This is a genomic window from Nocardia albiluteola, assembly GCF_018860155.1.
GTDB lineage: Bacteria > Actinomycetota > Actinomycetes > Mycobacteriales > Mycobacteriaceae > Nocardia > Nocardia albiluteola.
In genome coordinates, this window is the sequence record NZ_JAHKNI010000002.1 from 241,791 (window position 1) to 260,064 (window position 18,274).

General features: G+C 69.4%; 14 protein-coding genes. 12 read left to right on the forward strand and 2 right to left on the reverse strand.

The window, feature by feature from the left end:
* Window positions 1–13: 13 nt before the first annotated feature.
* The 6 genes from KO481_RS07110 (at window position 14) to KO481_RS07135 (ending at window position 8,288) form a co-directional block, all read left to right on the forward strand.
* The gene (locus KO481_RS07110) at window positions 14–4,117 is read left to right on the forward strand and encodes a sensor histidine kinase (RefSeq protein ID WP_215916191.1); all 4,104 of its coding nucleotides are present in this window, start codon (window positions 14–16) and stop codon (window positions 4,115–4,117) included.
* Window positions 4,114–4,527: a roadblock/LC7 domain-containing protein gene (locus tag KO481_RS07115; RefSeq protein WP_011207200.1), complete on the forward strand. Its 414-nt coding sequence runs from the start codon at window positions 4,114–4,116 to the stop codon at window positions 4,525–4,527. The genes KO481_RS07110 and KO481_RS07115 overlap by 4 nt, the downstream gene beginning before the upstream one ends.
* A 7-nt stretch (window positions 4,528–4,534) precedes the next feature.
* Window positions 4,535–4,909, forward strand: a complete 375-nt coding sequence (locus KO481_RS07120) for a DUF742 domain-containing protein (protein ID WP_215916192.1) — start codon at window positions 4,535–4,537, stop codon at window positions 4,907–4,909.
* Window positions 4,890–5,492 (forward strand): GTP-binding protein, encoded by a 603-nt coding sequence (locus tag KO481_RS07125; protein ID WP_215916193.1) that lies wholly within the window; start codon window positions 4,890–4,892, stop codon window positions 5,490–5,492. The genes KO481_RS07120 and KO481_RS07125 overlap by 20 nt, the downstream gene beginning before the upstream one ends.
* A 298-nt stretch (window positions 5,493–5,790) precedes the next feature.
* On the forward strand, window positions 5,791–7,311 hold the full coding sequence (locus KO481_RS07130; protein WP_215916194.1) for an acetyl-coenzyme A carboxylase carboxyl transferase subunits beta/alpha: 1,521 nt from the start codon (window positions 5,791–5,793) through the stop codon (window positions 7,309–7,311).
* A 119-nt stretch (window positions 7,312–7,430) separates the two neighbouring features.
* Window positions 7,431–8,288, forward strand: coding sequence for an aldo/keto reductase (locus KO481_RS07135; protein ID WP_215916195.1), 858 nt, complete (start codon window positions 7,431–7,433; stop codon window positions 8,286–8,288).
* 21 nt (window positions 8,289–8,309) lie between these two features.
* Here the strand turns inward: KO481_RS07135 and KO481_RS07140 are convergent, their stop codons facing one another.
* Complete coding sequence (locus KO481_RS07140) at window positions 8,310–9,611, reverse strand: NAD(P)-binding protein (RefSeq protein ID WP_308166388.1); 1,302 nt, start codon at window positions 9,609–9,611, stop codon at window positions 8,310–8,312.
* Window positions 9,612–9,770: 159 nt separating this feature from the next.
* On the opposite strand from KO481_RS07140, the gene KO481_RS07145 reads away from it, so the two are divergent.
* The 5 genes from KO481_RS07145 (at window position 9,771) to thpR (ending at window position 15,969) form a co-directional block, all read left to right on the forward strand.
* Window positions 9,771–10,496, forward strand: coding sequence for an enoyl-CoA hydratase (locus KO481_RS07145; protein WP_215916196.1), 726 nt, complete (start codon window positions 9,771–9,773; stop codon window positions 10,494–10,496).
* A gap of 8 nt (window positions 10,497–10,504) precedes the next feature.
* Window positions 10,505–11,650 (forward strand): MBL fold metallo-hydrolase, encoded by a 1,146-nt coding sequence (locus KO481_RS07150; protein ID WP_215916660.1) that lies wholly within the window; start codon window positions 10,505–10,507, stop codon window positions 11,648–11,650.
* A 41-nt stretch (window positions 11,651–11,691) separates the two neighbouring features.
* Window positions 11,692–12,549, forward strand: a complete 858-nt coding sequence (locus KO481_RS44690) for an antitoxin (RefSeq protein ID WP_215916197.1) — start codon at window positions 11,692–11,694, stop codon at window positions 12,547–12,549.
* 473 nt (window positions 12,550–13,022) lie between these two features.
* Window positions 13,023–15,284: an ATP-dependent DNA ligase gene (locus KO481_RS07160; RefSeq protein ID WP_215916198.1), complete on the forward strand. Its 2,262-nt coding sequence runs from the start codon at window positions 13,023–13,025 to the stop codon at window positions 15,282–15,284.
* A 109-nt stretch (window positions 15,285–15,393) separates the two neighbouring features.
* Complete coding sequence (gene thpR, locus KO481_RS07165) at window positions 15,394–15,969, forward strand: RNA 2',3'-cyclic phosphodiesterase (protein ID WP_215916199.1); 576 nt, start codon at window positions 15,394–15,396, stop codon at window positions 15,967–15,969.
* A gap of 30 nt (window positions 15,970–15,999) precedes the next feature.
* Here the strand turns inward: thpR and KO481_RS07170 are convergent, their stop codons facing one another.
* The gene (locus KO481_RS07170; protein ID WP_215916200.1) at window positions 16,000–16,644 is read right to left on the reverse strand and encodes a cysteine hydrolase family protein; all 645 of its coding nucleotides are present in this window, start codon (window positions 16,642–16,644) and stop codon (window positions 16,000–16,002) included.
* A gap of 276 nt (window positions 16,645–16,920) precedes the next feature.
* Between KO481_RS07170 and KO481_RS07175 the strand changes: the two genes are divergently transcribed.
* Window positions 16,921–18,240, forward strand: a complete 1,320-nt coding sequence (locus KO481_RS07175; RefSeq protein WP_245400618.1) for a lipase family protein — start codon at window positions 16,921–16,923, stop codon at window positions 18,238–18,240.
* The last annotated feature ends 34 nt before the right edge of the window (window positions 18,241–18,274 follow it).

The following is an 18,274-nucleotide window of genomic DNA, read 5'->3' on the forward strand; positions in this document are numbered from 1 at the left end:
AAAGTGAGTGGAGATGCGTGACGCCGCTAGGTCCGGCAACAAGCGTTGGGCGCTTAGCAACTGGGACCTGCGCTGGAAGGTTACGGCAGTCCTTGCCGTCCCCCTCCTCGTCTCCGTGGTGCTCGGGGCGTCCAGGATCGCGGCGCAGTTCAGTGATTCGAGCCAGCTCGATGCCGCGGCCACCGAGGTCCAGGCGATTCCGGCCGTCACCGGCCTGAGTGCCGCATCGGCGGTGGTGTCCAGCGAGCAGATGGTCGAGTTGAGTCCGACCCAGTCGATGGTGCAGGACGCCGACCTCACCCAGCTGGACAACGCGCTGACCGCCGCCCAGAAGGCGGCCTCGAAGCTGGACGGGGTGCCTGGCGGCCGGGCGGCCATCGACGGCATGATCAATGGGGCCAAGGCCGTGCGAGCGGGCGGCAACACCCCCTCGGCCACCGTGCAGGCCTCCATCGACCAGGAGGAGGCGATCCGGCAGGCCAGCGTCAAGACCACCGAGGCGATCACCTCGACGGTCGCCGACCAGGGCGTCGAGGCGGCCAAGCTGCGGTTGGTCGACTCGCTGAATACCCGCGCGGTGATGGTCTCCGAGGCCGCGGGCATGGCCCAGGCGCTGCGCGGGGACACCAAGGGCGGAGTGCAGGCATTCCTGGTCGCGGCCAGCACCGAGCGGCAGATGCTGGGCATTCTGGCGCACCGCTTCCCGGACGGCGATCCGATCATCGCCCAGCTGTCCCAGTGGGTGAACAACCGGATCCAGCTCGCCAGCGGTCCGCAGGTGGCTGCGGGGCAGATCCCGATCCAGGACCTGCGGCAGTCGGTGCTGGACAGCCTGAACAACTATCAGAATGTCGTGAACAAGGCGAGTAACGACATCATCAGCCGGGTCAACACCCTCGCCGACAACGCCCGCACCGGCGCGATCCGCTACGCCGCGATCGTCATCGTCACCATCATGGCGGCGCTGTTGCTCGCGGTCGTCATCGCGCGGTCGTTGATCGTGCCGCTGCGCAAGCTGCGCCTGGCCGCCCTGCGCGTCGCCGAGCACGACCTCGGTCACGAGGTGGCGCGCCTGCGCGATGGCGCCAGCCCCGAGGACGTGCCGCTCGAGCCGATGCCGGTGCACAGCGAGGAGGAGGTCGGCCAGCTCGCCCGCGCCGTCGACGACATCCACGGCCAGGCGCTGCGCCTGGCCGCCGACCAGGCCTCGATGCGTTCCCAGGTCAACGACATGTTCGAGACCCTGGCACGCCGCTCGAAGTCCCTCGTCGACCATCAGCTCTCGCTCATCGAGGCGATGGAGTACGACGAGAAGGACCCGCGCCTGCTGGAAAACCTCTTCCGGCTCGACCACCTTGCCGCTCGTATGCGCCGCAACGGCGACAACCTGCTGATTCTGGCCGGTACCCGGCAGCGGCGCGGCAAGTCCGCGCCGGTCGAGATCGCCGACGTGCTGCGCGCGGCCATCTCCGAGGTGGAGGACTACGAACGGGTGAAGCTGGGCGCCACCCCGCGCGGCGCCATCACCGAACCGGCGGCCTCGGACCTCGCGCACCTGTTCGCCGAGCTCCTGGACAACGCGCTGCGAGCCTCGCCGCCCGAGACCGACGTCAAGTTCACCTTTGCCCAGGCCCACGATCAGGGCCTGTTGGTCGAGGTCGCGGACCGCGGTATCGGTATGCCCCCGACCGAGATGGCCGATATCAACCGGCGCCTCGAGACCTCCGCCGAGGTCGGCCCCGACACCGCGCGCCACATGGGCCTGTTCGTGGTCGGCCGACTGGCCGAGCGGCACGGCCTCACCGTGCGGCTGCGGCCCACCTTCGACACGGCCCGGGATCCCGGCGTGACGGTGGTGGTGCACCTGCCCAAGCCGATCATCGTGGCGCCGGTCGGCGGCACCGTGTCGGTGCCGGCGCAGTCCAGCACGTCGCAGCCGATTCCGGTGCAGCAGCCCAGCCTCGCCACGGCGATGCAGACGCGCGCGGTGACCCGCACCGCCGGCGGCAACATGATGGTGACCGTCGATCCCGGTCTGAGCGGGCCGATCTCAGCAGATGCGGACGAACGTGCCGCGCTTGTCGACGCCCCCGTGGACGATGTCGCGGGCAACGGCGTCATCGGGCTGAGCCGTGGTGGTGCGGGTATAAGGGATACGGTCCCGCCGCAGCGCCAGTCCGGTCCGGGCGGCCTGCCGCAGCGCCAGCCGGGCACCGCGGTCCCCGGCGGCCTGCCCCAGCGTCAGCCGGGCACGAACGGGCCCACCGTGCGCCACGGCCTCGCGGAGAGCGGCTCGGGCGGGCTGCCACAGCGTGAACCCGGTGCGAACGGCCCACAGGCGCCGGCCTCCCAGCCGGGCGCGAATCTGCCGCAGCGTTCCTCCGGTGGCCTCGTGCAGCCGCAGGCGAACCTCGCGGCCAGCATGCTCAAGCGTCAGCCGGGCGCGGCCGGTCAGCCGCCGCGGCCGGGCAACACCGGCGGTCTGCCGCAGCGTTCGCGGAGCGAGGGGCTGCCCTCGCGTGAACCGGGTGCGGGCGGCCCGCCGCCACGCGAGCCCGGTGCCGGTGGGCTGCCCCGGCGTGGCCTGGGCGCCGCGGGTCTGCCGCGGCGTGGTGGTCCCGCGGGCCCCGGCGGTCAGCCGGAGCGTCCGGCCGCCGCGCGGCCGCCGCAGGACGCGGTGCCGCCGCAGCGGGAGTCCGGTGCGAACGGGCTGCCGCAGCGTGGGTCCGGTGGTCTGCCGCAGCGTGATTCGGCGGCCAACGGTCTGCCGCAGCGCGGTGACACCCCGGGCAACGGCCTGCCGCAGCGTGAGGGTGGATTGCCGCAGCGCGGTGACACCGCGGGCAACGGCCTGCCCCAGCGTGATGCCGGGAACGGCCTGCCGAAGCGCGATGCGCTCAGTGGTGGTCTGCCGCAGCGTGACTCCGGCGGTCTGCCGCCCCGGGATTCCGATGACGGTCTGTCGCAGCGGGATCCGTTGAGTGGTGGCCTGCCGCAGCGTGACTCGGGAGGCAACGGGCTGCCGCGACGTCAGCCCGGCATGAACGGTCTACCGCAGCGCGGGGCCGGTGGTCTGCCGCAGCGTGATTCGGCCGCCGACGGCCTGCCGCAGCGTGGTGACACCGCGGGTAACGGTCTGCCGCAGCGTGATTCGGGTAACGGTCTGCCGCAGCGCGACGCGTTGAGTGGCGGCCTGCCCCAGCGTGACTCGGGCTTGCCGCAGCGCGACAGCGCCGGTAACGGTCTGCCGCAGCGTGATTCGGGCAGCGGTCTGCCGCAGCGCGGTGACACCGCGGGTAACGGTCTGCCGCAGCGTGATTCGGGTAACGGACTGCCGCAGCGCGACGCGCTGAGCGGTGGCCTGCCCCAGCGTGATGCCGGCAATGGCCTGCCCCAGCGCGACGCTGGGAACGGACTGCCGAAGCGTGACGCGCTGGGTGGTGGCCTGCCGAGGCGTGATGCGCTGGGTGGTGGCCTGCCGCAGCGGAACACGGGTTCGTCCCGGCTGACGCAGTCGGACGCCGCCGAAACCGGTCTGCCGCAGCGCGACTCGGGGATCGGGCTGCCGCAGCGGCAGCCGGGCGCCGAATTGCCGCCGCGACCGCTGCCGACCCCCGGTCTGAGCCGTCCTCCCGTGGACACCCCCGACAGTGCCGACGAGTCGGGCGAGGGCCGCGAGCGCGGTCGCCACAGCTTCCGCTCGAACCCGCAGAAGACAGCCGCGTTCTTCCAGACTCGGCTGCAGCCGGCGGACGACACACCGTCGTCGATGGCGGACAGCCCGATCTTCGCTGAGATGATGTCGGCCTGGTTGTCGGATCCGAACGCGGACCGGTCCTCGATGGCCGCCTCCTTCGAATCGCCGGGTGACGAGGGCTGGGAGGCCGCCCGCCGGGCGGTCGAGTCGCAGGCGGAGAAACGCACCGCGTCCGGCTTGCCGCAGCGCAATCCGGGCAACCGGCTGGTTCCCGGCGGTGTCAACGGCAAGGGTGATCGGGCATCGAGCAACCGTGACCCCGAGTCGATCAGGTCAAGTCTGAGTCGTCACCAGCAGGGCGTCCGGGATGGCCGCGCAATGAAGGCAATGAACCTAACCGGAGATAAAGGAGACCGATGAACCCCGATCTAGGTGGCACAAACCGTCAGCTGGACTGGCTGGTTTCGAACTTCGCCAATGAGGTGCCTGGCGTTGCTCATGCCGTGCTGGTGTCGGCGGACGGTCTATTGATGGCCGCGAGCGCTCAGTTGCCCGTGGACCGTGCCGAGCAGTTGTCCGCGGTGACGGCGGGACTGGCCAGCCTCTCGGTTGGTGTGTCGAACCTGTTCGAAGGCGGTACCGTTCTGCAGTCGGTAGTCGAGATGGAACACGGCTACCTACTGCTGATGGCCGTCGGTGACGGGTCCTACCTGGCCGTGCTGACGAACACGTCCTGCGATATCGGCCAGGTGGGATACGAGATGGCGTTGTTGGTCGAGCGAGTAGGCCAGACAGTCCAGGCCACACCTCGCGTCACGATGGGTTCCTGATGGTGGGATGGACATAGACAACCAGCGCATGGGAAGTGCCGAGCCCAGCCTTGTACGCCCTTACTCTCTCACCGCCGGTCGCACGCGGCCGAAGGTGGAGTTGGCGTTGGAGGCTCTCGTCGCATCGCATCCGGTCGCCCTCGAGCGGCAGTTCGAACTCACCAATATCGAGACGTCAATCGTCGAGTTGTGCAGAGAGTCGCCTTCTGTTGCTGAATTGGCCGCCAGGCTGGGTATTCCGATCGGGGTGGCCCGAGTACTCGTCGCTGACCTCATCGAGGCCGGACACGTACGGGTTTCGGCGACATTGAAAGACGATTCGAGCGACGATGAACGTCGCGAGCTGATCGAAAGGGTTCTTAGTGGACTCCGGCGTATATGATTCGACGGCCCAGGTCGATACCCGCACCAGTAAGCCCACCTCGGCGAAGATCGTGGTCGCGGGTGGCTTCGGTGTCGGGAAAACGACCTTGGTCGGTGCAGTTTCGGAGATCGTTCCGCTGCGCACCGAGGCCTTGGTGACCAATGCCAGTGTCGGGGTCGACAGCCTGGCCGCCGTGCCGACGAAGGCCACCACCACGGTGGCCATGGATTTCGGCAGGATCAGCCTCGCCGATGATCTGGTGCTCTACCTGTTCGGTACCCCTGGGCAGTACCGCTTCTGGTTCATGTGGGACGACCTGATCCGCGGCGCCATCGGCGCGGTGGTGCTGGTCGACACCCGCCGGCTGGAGGACAGCTTCGCCGCCGTCGATTACTTCGAGGCACGGAGCCTACCCTTCCTGGTGGCCATCAACGAGTTCGACGATGCACCCCGGTATCCGACCGAGGACATCCGGCAGGCGCTGGCGGTCCCTGCGGATGTGCCGATCATGTCGATCGACGCGCGCCGGCGCGAGCCGGTGAAGCAGGCGTTGGTCTCGGTCACCGAGTACGCGCTGCGCAAGGTCGTTCAGGGTTACTGAGTTCACCTGCCCCGCCGGATCGCCATCCCCGTGGGTCCCGGCGGGTTGCCGAATGCATTACTCCGCGGCGTGTTCCGGCGCTACGGCGTAGTACGCATCACAGCGACCCGCACGGCAGGGTGTCTCCGCGGGGATACGCGCTCGCTCCACCAGGCTGGAACCGGCTCGTATCTCCGACAGGGGCCGATTGCTCTTTCGGTGTGCGGTAGTTCCGGGGTGCGGGTGCGGCGAAGGCACATCGGACCGACCGGGTTGCGCGCTGGAATGCGAAGGGCCCGGCGGCGGTTACGCTCGGGCGATGAAGATCTCCGCGCGCGAACTTCTGGATGAACTGCTCGATCGCGGTTCGTTCGCGAGCTGGGATCGGCAGGTGGTCGAGGTCTCCGCGAGTCCCGGGTACCGCACGGAACTGCGGGAGGCCCGGGCGCGGTCCGGCGCCGACGAGGCCGTGCTGACCGGCGAGGGAATGCTGCGGGGTCGGCGAATAGCCGTGATCGCCTGTGAATTCGGATTTCTCGCGGGCTCGATCGGGGTGGCCGCGGCGGAGCGGATCGTGACGGCGGTCGAGCGGGCGACGGAGCTGGGGCTGCCGCTGGTGGCCTCGCCGACCTCCGGGGGAACGCGGATGCAGGAGGGCACCGTCGCGTTCGTGCAGATGGTCAAGGTCGCCGGGGCCGTGGCGGCGCACAAGGCGGCCGGGCATCCCTATCTGGTGTATCTGCGTGATCCCACGATGGGCGGGGTATTCGCCTCGTGGGGGTCGTTGGGGCACATGACATTTGCCGAACCGGGCGCGCTGATCGGGTTCCTCGGGCCGCGGGTGTACCGGGCGCTGTATGGGCGGCCGTTCCCGGAGGGGGTACAGACCGCGGAGAATCTGTATCGCAGTGGGGTGATCGATGGCGTGGTGCCGGTCAAGGTGTTTCGCCGGATCGTGCATCGGGTGCTGGCTGTCGTCGAAACTGCTGCGGGATCGAAAGGTTCGAGTCTCGACATCGAAACTCCCACTCGCGCTGTCGATTCCGAGACTGCGCGCGATTCCGGCACCGAGAAATCCGCATGGGATGCCGTGCTGATCTCGCGCCGTCCGGACCGTCCTGGCATCCGCGAGCTCTTACGTCATGTGACGGACCGCGTTCCGTTGAGCGGCACCGGCCAGGGCGAGTCCGATAGGACCGTGCTGCTCGCCCTGGCCCGCCTGCGCGGCCGCCCGTGCGTGCTGTTCGGTCACGACCGCGCCGGACAGGACGGCGAAAACACCATGGGCCCAGCCGCTTTGCGAGAGGCGCGGCGGAGCATGCAGCTGGCCGCGGAACTCGCGCTGCCGCTGGTGCTGGTGATCGACACCGCCGGTGCGGCGCTCTCGCGCGAGGCCGAGGAGCGCGGGCTGGCCCCCGAAATCGCGCGCTGCCTGGCCGATCTGGTCACCCTGGACACCCCGACGGTCTCGGTGCTGCTGGGGCAGGGCAGCGGCGGCGGCGCGCTGGCGCTGCTGCCGGCCGACCGGGTGCTGGCCGCCACGCACGCCTGGCTCGCGCCGCTGCCGCCAGAAGGCGCCAGCGCCATAGTCTTTCGCGACACCGCGCACGCCCCCGCGCTGGCGGCCGCGCAGCGCATCCGCGCGGCCGACCTGCTGGCCGACGGTGTCGTCGATCGCATCGTGCCCGAGTATCCCGACGCCGCCGACGAGCCGACCGACTTCGCCCACCGCATGGTGCGGGCGATCGCCGAGGAGCTGACCGACCTCGGGGGCCGGTCGCCGGAGTCGCTGCGGTCCGAGCGTCACCTGCGATACCGCCGCCTGGGTCTGAGGTCTTGACCCGGCACAGGCCGGGCCCGCCGTCATCATCGGTCCGGCTACTCGAGTGGGGGCTGGGCCGCCGACACACGGTCGGGGTGTCCGTTGACGGCTCGGCCAACCGCTTCTACGGTCGTGGGGTGACCTTTCGCAGCGAGACCAGCTCCGTGCCATCGGTCGTCCTGAACGACGGGACCGTGATCCCCAAGCTGGGCTACGGCGTGTTCCAGGTCGCCGAGGAGGAGGCGTTCGACGCGGTCACGGCAGCGCTCGAGGCCGGGTACCGCAGCATCGACACCGCGGCGATCTACGGCAACGAGGTCGAGGTAGGCCGCGCGGTGAAGGAGTTCGCCCTGCCGCGTGACGAGGTCTTCGTCACCACCAAGCTGTGGAACTCCGACCAGGGCTACGATTCGACGCTGCGGGCGTTCGACGCGAGCATGCGGCGCCTCGGTCTGGACTACCTGGATCTGTACCTCATCCACTGGCCGGTGGCCCGCGCCGACCGCTTCGTGGATACCTTCCGCGCCTTCCAATCGCTGAAGTCGCAAGGCCGTGTCGGCTCGATCGGCGTCTCCAATTTCACCCGCGACGACCTGGAGCGAGTCATCGCCGAGACCGGTGAGACGCCCTCGGTCAACCAGATCGAGCTGCATCCCGGTCTCGGCCAGTCCGAGCTGCGCGCATTCCACGCCGAGCGGGGCATCGCCACGGAGGCGTGGAGCCCGCTGGGGCAGGGCGCGGAGCTGAAGGATCCGACGATCGCCCAGATCGCGACTGAAACCGGGCGCACCCCGGCCCAGGTGATCATTCGGTGGCATCTGCAGCTCGGTAATATCGTCATCCCGAAGTCGGTGACGCCGAGCAGGATCCGGGAGAATTTCGACGTCTTCTCCTTCGAGCTGTCCTCGGACCAGATGCAGATTATTGCCGCCCTGGACACCGGGCAACGAATGGGTCCGGATCCTGCCACACTCACCGTCGGTCTCGACGTCTGACGTCGCGCCGCCGCGGGTCTTTCAGCTCTCGCGCAGACCGAGATACGTCGTAAGCTCCACCGCGGCGGCCCGCCCGGCCCGGTTGGCGCCGATGGTGCTGGCCGAGGGGCCGTATCCGAGCAGGTGAATGCGCGGATCGGCGGCGACCTGGGTGGCCAGGCGCCCGGTCATCGTGATGCCGCCGCCGGGGCCGCGCAGCCGCAGCGGCGCCAGATGGTCCAGCGCACTGCGGAATCCGGTGGCCCACAGGATGACATCGGCGCGCTGGAGGGTGCCGTCCGCCCAACGCACGCCGTCGGGTTCGATGCGGGCGAAGATCGGGTGCCACTCCAAGACGCCGCGGGCGCGGGCGGCGCGGACACGGGCGTCCACGGGCAGCCCGGTCACGGACACCACCGAGCGGGGCGGTAGCCCGCGCCGCACCCGATCCTCGACCATCGCCACCGCCGCCCGCCCGATGTCGGCGGTGAATTCGTCATCGCGCCAGCGGGGTTCGGTGCGTGCGGTCCAGGTCGTCGTGGTCACCTGCGAGATCTCGTCCAGCAGCTGCACCGCGGAGATCCCGGCCCCGACAACGACCACGTGCTTGCCCGCGAATTCGTCCGCGGTGCGATAGTCGTGCGCGTGCAACTGCCGCCCGGCGAAGGTCTCCGCGCCGGGATAGTAGGGGATGAACGGCTTCTCCCAGGTGCCGGTGGCGTTGATCAGCCCGCGCACCCGCAGCGTTCGGCCGAGGGCGCCGCCGGGCTTTGTATCGGGCGCGCGGCCGGGCCCGCTCGACCCGTCCGCGGCCGGGGTGGAGTTGCCGGTCGCGGTGTCGGCTCCGGGACCATCGCCGGGCGTTGCGGGGCGATCGGCCGGTACCGAGCGCCGATCCGTCGGGCCCGCGTGCCCGTTGCCCGTGGTCGTCGCGCCCGGGACGGTCTCCGCGTGCAGCAGCCCGTCGACGGTTTCGGTGGGGCACGTCGCCGGAGTGGCGCGGTCACAGACGACCCGCACCGAGGTCGGGCGGTGCACCCGCAGCTCGAAGCGCTCCTCGTAGCGCGCGTAGTACTCCGGCACCGCGGTGGATGCCCGGGCCTGCGCCGAATCGGGCGGCAGCACCTCGGCGAACGACATTCCGGGCAGGTCGTGTACCCGGTTCACGGTGGTCAGCGTCAGCGACGGCCAGCGGAACTGCCAGGCCCCGCCCGGGCCGGGAGCGTGATCGACGATGAGAAAGTCGTGTTCGGCCCGCAGTCCGAGCCGCTGCAGATGATATCCGGCCGACAGTCCCGCCTGCCCGGCGCCGACCACCAGGATTTCGACATCAGGTGCTACCACCCCGTCACAGTACGTGGGAGCTCCGAATGCTCGCCGACCGTGGCCGCGGGCCGGCCGGGTGCGTCGGGTACGACCCCGCCGCCGGTGGCCGCATACAGTGAAGGTATTCGCAGTGCCTGATGAGACCGATCCACTACCGCAGAAATTGGGGAGGCCCCTGTGCTCGCAGTGAGCCGCGATGGTGACGTGGTCACCATCGAATTACAGCGTCCGGAGCGTCGCAACGCCCTGAACGAGGAGTTGGTGGAGCAGCTGCGCCGGGCCGTGGTCACAGCCGCCGAGGACGCCCGCGTCATCGTCCTGACCGGCCAGGGCACCGCGTTCAGCGCCGGCGCCGACCTCTCGGGCGTGTACTCGCAGACCTTCCTGGACGCCCTGCAGGACATGCTGGCCACTATCGAGACAGTGCCGGTGCCCGTCATCGCCGCGATCAACGGCCCCGCGCTGGGGGCCGGGGTGCAGCTGACGCTGGCCTCGGATCTGCGCGTGATGAGCCCGGACTCCTACATCGCGATCCCGGCCGCGAAACTCGGTATCTCCGTGGACCGTTGGACGGTCCGGCGGCTGGCGTCGCTGATCGGCGGCAGCCCCGCGCGCACGATCCTGCTGGGCGCGGAAACCGTATCCGCCTCCGACGCATACGCTTTCGGCTACGCCAACAAGATCGGCACGCTGGCCGACGCGCAGGCGTGGGCGAAGTCGATCGCTGAGCTGGCCCCGCTCTCGCTGCGCCACCTGAAACTGGTGTTCAACGAGGACGGCACCCGTGGCGAGGACACCCCCGAGCAGCGCAAGGCTCTCGAGGCCGCCTGGAGCAGCGCCGATGCGCAGGAGGCGCGCACGGCGCGGCAGGAGAAGCGCCCGGCCAGGTTCGAGGGGCGTTGATGGGCGGGATGACCACGCTGGCCCGCCGCGTCGCGCTGGGCGCCGCCGGCCTGGTCGGTCTGAGCTGGGTCGCGCGGGCGGTGTGGGAGATCCCCACCGCGATGGGCGCGTCCGTGTCGGCCATCGCGCCGGTAGCCATGCGCTCAGCGCGCTATCGCAACCGGCAGTTCCACAACTCCGAGCCGAGCAGTCAGTTCGTCTCGGGATCCGGTCTGTCGCTGCTGTTTTCGGCCCTGACCCGGCGCGGCGTCGGGCGCCCGGTGGGGCGGATCCCGATGGCCGAGCCCGATGCGCCCGAGCAGGCCGCCGAGCTGGCGGTGACCTGGTACGGGCACGCCTCGACGCTGATCGAGGTGGACGGCTACCGGATTCTCACCGATCCGGTATGGAGCGAACGGGTTTCGCCGTCCGCGGTGGTCGGCCCGGCCCGGCTGCATCCGGTGCCGGTGGCGCTGTCGGAGCTGCCGCCGCTGGATGCTGTGGTCATCTCGCACGATCACTACGACCATCTGGACCGCGAGACGGTCGCGGCCCTCGTCGCCGGTCAGGAGGCGCCGTTCGTGGTGCCGATCGGCATCGGCGCGCACCTGCGCACCTGGGACGTGCCCGAGCAGCGGATCATCGAATTGGATTGGGGCGCCTCGATTTCCCTGTCCGATATCGGCGGTTCACGTGACGGCGGCGATCTGGTCATCACCTGTACCGAGGCTCGTCACTTCTCCGGGCGCGGGCTGGTGCGCAACACGACGCTGTGGGCCTCGTGGGCCATCGCCGGTCCCGCGCACCGCGTGTATTTCGGCGGAGATACCGGATATACCAAGGCATTCGCCGATATCGGCGCCAGCCTGGGGCCGTTCGATCTGACCCTGCTTCCCATCGGGGCCTACGACGTGCACTGGCCCGATATCCACATGAATCCGGAGGAGGCGGTGCGCGCGCACGCGGATGTGTGCGGTGGTGCCGGGCACGGCCTGCTCGTCCCGATCCATTGGGCCACCTTCAATTTGGCGTTCCACGGCTGGTCGGAGCCGGTGCGGCGGTTGGTTACGGCGGCCCGCGCCGCGGGCACCGCGGTGTCGGTTCCGTTGCCGGGTCAGCGAATCGATGCCAATGCGGTCGCGCCACAGGTGAGCTGGTGGGAGGATGTGGGCTGACCAGCGCGGCTGATTAACAATTTATGAAGGAGTAAGGGCCGATGGGCTTGATGGATACGCTCAAGGGTTTGCTCGGAAGGGGCAAGGAGGTTGCGGCGGAGAACGCCGACAAGATCCAGCAAGCCGTTGACAAGGCCGGGGAATTCATCGACGAGAAGACCGGTGGCAAGTACTCCGATCAGATCGAGAAGGGCGCCGCCGCAGTCAAGAGCGCCATCCCGGAACAGGCCGCGGGCGCGTCCGAGGCGAAGCCCGAGGCCGCAGCCGAGCAGACTCCTGAGGCCGAATCTGCCACTGCCGCAACCGAACCGGCGGCCGAGGCCAAGGCCGAGCCGATCGCCGAGGAGGCGGCGGCCGATCCCGCCGCTGCGGCTCTGTCTCCGGCCGTTGCCGCGGCCGAGGCGGCCGCGAAGGCGGCGCAGGAACTGCTGCAGGAGGGCGACCTCGCTACCAAGGGCACTCCGAACCCGGCGGCCGTGATCGCGGCCCAGGCCGAGGCTGCTGCGGCGGAGGCCGCCAAGTCCGCGACCGATGCCGCTGCGGCGCAACCGGAGCAGGCCCCGGCTGCGGCCGAGCCCGCCAAGCCCGAGGCCGCGGCCGAGCCCGCCGCCGAACCGGCTGCCGCTGCAACCGAATCGGCGACCGAGGCCAAGGCCGAGCCGATCGCCGAGGAGGCTCCGGCCGAACCGGCTGCTGCTGAGTCGGCTGCTGCCGAATCGGCCGCCGCCGCTGAACCCGCGGCCGAGCCCGCTGCCGCTGCTGCTGAGCCTGCGGCCGCTGAGCCTGCGGCCGAGTCGGCTGCCGCTACCGAGGCCGCCGCACCCGCGACCGAGGCCGCACCTGCGGCCGAGGAGTCTGCCGCGGGCGATGCGGCTCCGGCCGAAACGCCGAAGGACTGATACATCCCCGACGGGCCGTTCGCTATCTCCCCGGGCAGCGAGCGGCCCGTCGGTGTGCGCAGGGCCGGACGCCATTCCGATGGGTCGCTTGACCGATACCGGCTGCGAGCGTCCGCGAGGGCGTGAGGTTGTCGCTGCGCACCCCCTTCAGGCTCGGCACTCGGGACGACCGGTCGCGCTCTCGAATCCGACGATCTGTGTCCGGGATTGCACCGACTCGCCGGCTGTGATGGTGCGAGATGCTCGTTCCGTCGTCGGTTGTGGCAAGGAGGATCGTCGCCGAGGGGTGTGGTCGCGGGCGACGCTCGCCCGTCTGTGACGGCGCCGGCACCCGCTCGCCCGCCGATTGTGGTGGCGCGATGTGTCGGAGGCCGGTCGCGGGCTTGTCGCTGCTGGTCACCCGAGGAAGGTGAACGCTCTGGTGTGGCGTGCGCCGCGCCGGATTTGTCGGTCCTTGGCTCTAGACTTCGGATATGGTGGCCCGCCGGGATTTCGGGGGTATCGAGGTTGAATTGAGCAACCTCGACAAGGTGCTGTATCCGGCCACCGGCACCACCAAGGGGGAGGTTGTCGCCTACTTCACCGCGATAGCGCCCGCGCTGCTCCCGCATATCGCCGGTCGTCCGGTCACTCGCAAACGCTGGCCCAACGGCGTGGAGGAGCCCTCGTTCTTCGAGAAGAATCTGGCCGCCCACGCGCCGAAATGGCTGGACCGAGCCGCGCAGCGGCATTCGGGCCGCGAGGTGGTCTATCCGCTGATCGATTCGGTCGCGGGCATGGCCTGGCTCGGGCAGCAGGCGGCACTGGAAATCCATGTGCCGCAATGGATCTTCCAAGGCGGTGAGCGCGGTCCGATCACCCGCCTCGTGTTCGATCTGGATCCCGGGCCGGGCGCGGGGCTGGCCGAATGTGCGCTGGTGGCGGTGTGGATTCGCGATACGGTGCGCGACGCCGGGCTGGAGGCCTACCCGGTGACCAGCGGCAGCAAGGGGATTCACGTCTACGTTCCGCTGGATCGCACGGTCAGCGCGTCCGGCGCGTCCACGATCGCCAAACAGGTGGCCACCGGGTTGGAGCGACTGCACCCGGATCTAGTCACGGCCACCATGGCCAAGCGCGCCCGGCCCGGAAAGGTCTTCCTGGACTGGAGCCAGAACAATCCGTCCAAGACCACCATCGCGCCGTATTCGCTGCGCGGGCGCACCCAGCCCACGGTGGCCGCGCCGCGCCGCTGGGAGGAAATCGAGGATCGTAAACATCTGCGGCACTTGACCTTCGACGAGGCGCTGGTCCGCTGGCGGGAGCACGGCGATGCGCTCGCGGGCCTCGACGTGCAGGTGCCGCCTCGCGGTGGGGGCGCCGACGCGTTGAGCACCTACCGTTCGATGCGCGATCCCGCGCGCACCCCCGAACCGGTTCCGGCGCAGGCCCCGGAGCCGGGCCCGGGCGACAGGTTCGTTGTCCAGGAGCATCACGCCCGTCGCACGCACTGGGATCTGCGGCTCGAGCGCGACGGCGTGCTGGTCTCCTGGGCCGTGCCGAAGGGGCCGCCGACCTCCACGAGCGAGAACCGGCTGGCCGTGCACACCGAGGATCACCCGTTGGAATACCTGGACTTCCACGGCGCCATCCCCAAGGGCGAGTACGGCGCCGGGGAGATGACCATCTGGGATACGGGCACCTACGAGACCGAGAAATGGCGCGACGACGAGGTGATCGTGCGGCTGCGGGGCACCCGGCTCGACGGCCGCTACGCCCTGATCCAGACCAACGGCAACCAGTGGCTGATGCATCTGATGAAGCCGGAACCGGCGGCGCCGCAACCGATTCCGGACGGCAAGCGGGGGCCGGTGGAGTTCCCGCGGGGCCTGACCCCGATGCTGGCCACCCCGGGGGATGTGACGACTCTCGATGCGGGGGAGTGGGCGTTCGAGACGAAATGGGACGGCTTCCGGCTGATCGCCGAAATCGATGGCGGCGCGGTGACTTTGCGCAGCCGCGCCGGAAACGTTGTCACCGGCCGTTATCCGCGCGTCGCCGCGATGGCTGTCGAGCTGGCCGGGCATCGCGCGGTGCTCGACGGCGAGGCGGTGGTCTTCGACGATCACGGCGTCGCGAATCTCGGCCTGCTGCAGGCGGATGCGGCGCGCGCGGTCTTCGTCGCCTTCGACGTGCTGTATCTCGACGGCACATCGCTTGTCCGCAAACGTTATTCGGACCGCCGCCGGGTGCTGGAGGCGCTGGCGGGCCGCTCGGCCGCGCTGGTGGTGCCGCCCCGGCTCGACGGTTCCGGCGCGGAGGCGCTGCAGTACAGCCAGCGGCACGGCATGGAGGGCGTGGTCGCCAAGCGCCTGGATTCGATCTACCAGCCGGGGCGGCGCGGGCAGTCCTGGGTCAAGACCCGGAACTGGCGCACCCAGCAGGTGGTGATCGGCGGCTGGCGGCGCAGCGATGCCCGGCAGTTCGCGTCGCTGCTGGTCGGGGTGCATCACGAGGACCGGCTGTACTATGTGGGCCGGGTCGGCACCGGATTCAGCGAGCAGGAGATGGCGGAGCTGTCGACCCGGATGTACCGGCTGCGCCGCAAAACCAGCCCGTTCGACAACGAGCTCACCCCGGACGAGCGCAAGGACGCTATCTGGGTCACCCCGAAGCTCACCGGGACGGTGCGCTACATGAACTGGACCGAATCCGGGCGCCTCTGGCACCCGGCGTGGATACCGTCCACCGATTGATCGGTTGCGCCCCAATTGCCGCACGCTATTCCCCGGGAAACAGCGGGGTGATACGAGATACCCGTCGTTGTAGCATGATCGGTATTCGGAAAGCGAGGTGACGTGGCCCATGCCGGAAGCTTTGCGATTATTCCTGGCCATCGAACCCGATCCGGAACTACGCCGCGGCCTGTCCCATCTGATCGGTGAACTCAAACGAGAGTCGTGGGCGGCACACGTCAGGTGGGTGCGCTCGGCTAATTTGCACCTCACCCTGAGGTTCCTGGGCGACGTTGCGGCCGAGGACATTTCGGGGATATCCGGGGGTGTGCGCACCGTAACCGGCGGGATCGAACCATTCCGCATAGGGGTACACCGCATCGCGCCATTCCCGACGCCACGTAGACCGCATGCGATCGTGGGCGAAACTACTCCCTGCCCGCAGCTGTTCGCGCTCGCCTCGACATTGGAACAGGTTGCCGTGAGTGCGGGTTTGGCCCCGGAAAGACGGCCATTTTCACCCCATTTCACCCTTGGGCGCTTGATCAAATCTCGGACACCGCATCTGAACGAATCCGCGAAGTCGAACCTAGGGCCGATGACGGTCGGCAGAATCGTCTTGCTGAACAGCGAGCAGACCGAACGCGGCCGGACGTACACACCGTTGGAATATTTCCCGCTAGGGAAATCCGGGAGCGCCGCGTAGCGACGCAGGGCCACGATGAACCATCTCCGCTCAGGCGTCCCCGGCCAGTAGGGGCTCGATCGTGTCGACATCGGTGACGATCGCGTTCCCCTGGAAGGCGAAATCGTCCAGCGCGCGGTCCATGGCCGCCTTGTCGCGCCCGCCGCAGGCGTCGCCGATGACGACAGGCACGAATCCGAGGTCAGTGGAATGCGAGACGGTGGGCGCGACGCCGATCTCCAGCGCCACCCCGGCGATGGCGTAGGAGACGATGCCCAGATCGCGCAGCGTCGCCGCCAGCGGGGTGCCCTCGAAGGCGGACATGGTCGTCTTGTCGAAGACGATCTCGTCCGGACCGGGCCGCAGCTCCGGCACCAGCTCGAAGCCAGGAGTGTCGCGCAGCAGGATCGGCTTCAGCTCGTCGACCGAGTCGACGCCCTGCCAGGCCATCGCCATGCGCATCGCGAACAGGCCGCTCAGCCGCGGGGGCAGGAACATGTGCCGCAGGAAGATGACCGGATATCCGCCGCGGCGCGCGGCCCGCACCACCCGCGCGACGCGCTCGATGATCGCCGCGCTGTCCTCGAGCTGCGACAGCACTCCCACCTGCATGTCGTAGACGATGACGGCCATCCGCCCCGGCGTGCAGACCTCGGCCAGTCCGCCCGGTATCTGAAGCCCATTGCCTTCTCGCATTGTGCCCTCCCTGTGTTCATAGTGAGCGCCACTCCCGGGCCGCCGGCGTGTGTTCGGTTTCCGCGGTAGTCTGCTGCCCGTGCGCCGGCCCCTCGGTCGGCAGCGGTCTCGCCCCACACTACCGGCGATTTTCACCCGCCCGACGGCCCGGTGATCGCCGCCGACTCGCCGTCCTCGAGTTTCCGACACGTCCCCTGGTACGGCCCGACACGCCCGAAACATTGCCGATACACGCTTGAATGGTCGTTGACCTGGGCATTTCTGGGAGATACGGTGATGTCCCCGAAGGGTGTGGTGCCGGCGCGGATCGGTGCCTACGGTAGCCGCGCGGCGACGCAGGAGGGCTCGATGGATTTCGGGTATTTCGCGGAAAAGGCTGCGCCGCGCCCGTTCTGGGCGGCGCTACTCGTCGTGGCCGCCGCCGTAATGCTGGCCTCGGTGATGTCGATATCGCCCGGGCACGCCGAGGTGCCCTTCCCCGACGACGATTCGTTCTATACCGCGCCCGCGGACCTGGACAGCCAACCGAACGGCGCGGTGCTCGGCACCCGCCCGATCGCTGTGTTCGGGCTGCCCCTGCCGGTGTCGGGATGGCAATTACGGTATCGCACAAACGATTCGGGCGGACATCCGATCCTGGATGTGGCCACGGTGCTGGTGCCGCCGACACCCTGGCCGGACGGCCCGCGACCGCTGCTGAGCTACCAGGTGCCCGAGGACAGCATCGGCACCCGCTGCGCGCCGTCGTTCGCGCTGTCCGGCGGGTGGGATCCGGGCGTGATCAACACGCTGCTGGACGTGCCCTTCATGACCGCGGCGCTGCTGCGCGGCTGGGCCGTGGTGGCCAGCGACTACGAGGGCCCGCAGTCGCGATTCTTGGACGGTGTCAGTGCGGGTCGTGCGGTGCTGGACGGTGTACGCGCGGCCCGATCGTTCGCCCCGAACGGAGTCGATGACTCGAGTCCCATTGGGGCATGGGGATATTCGGGCGGGTCCTTCGCGACGCTGTGGGCGGCTGAGCTGCGCCCGAGTTACGCGCCGGACGTCCGGTTCGCGGGCATCAGCACCGGCGGCGTGCCCGCCGATATCCCGGCGATCGCGCGGCGGGCGGACGGCGGGCCGCAGTCCGGGCTCGCCGTGCTGATTCTGCTGGCCCTCACGCGCAACCAGCCCGAGTCGGGCCTGCCCGGCCTGCTCAACGCCCGCGGCTGGGAACTCCTGGCGACCAATGAAACCGCCTGCGGTTCGGATCTTATGCCCGCATACTTCAACGCCCACGTCGACGACTACTCCACGATCCCGAACATCCTGGACAGCAGCGCCTTTCGCGGCGCGGCGGCAACGAACGAACTGGGCGGCACGGCCCCGGACACCCCGCTGTACATGTACCACAGCATCTCCGACGACATGATACCCGTGGCGGGCTTCGACGCAGTGGTACAGCGTTACTGTGCGGGGGGCACGACCCTGACGGCCATCCACTCGCCGTTCCCGACGCATAACGGCGCGGCGATCGGCGAGGCCCTGGGCGGGATGAACTACCTGTCGGACCGCTTCGCGGGTGTGCCCGTCCCGCCGGGGTGCGTGATTCGGTAGTCCGGCTCTCGAGCACGGGCAGATCAATTCCGGG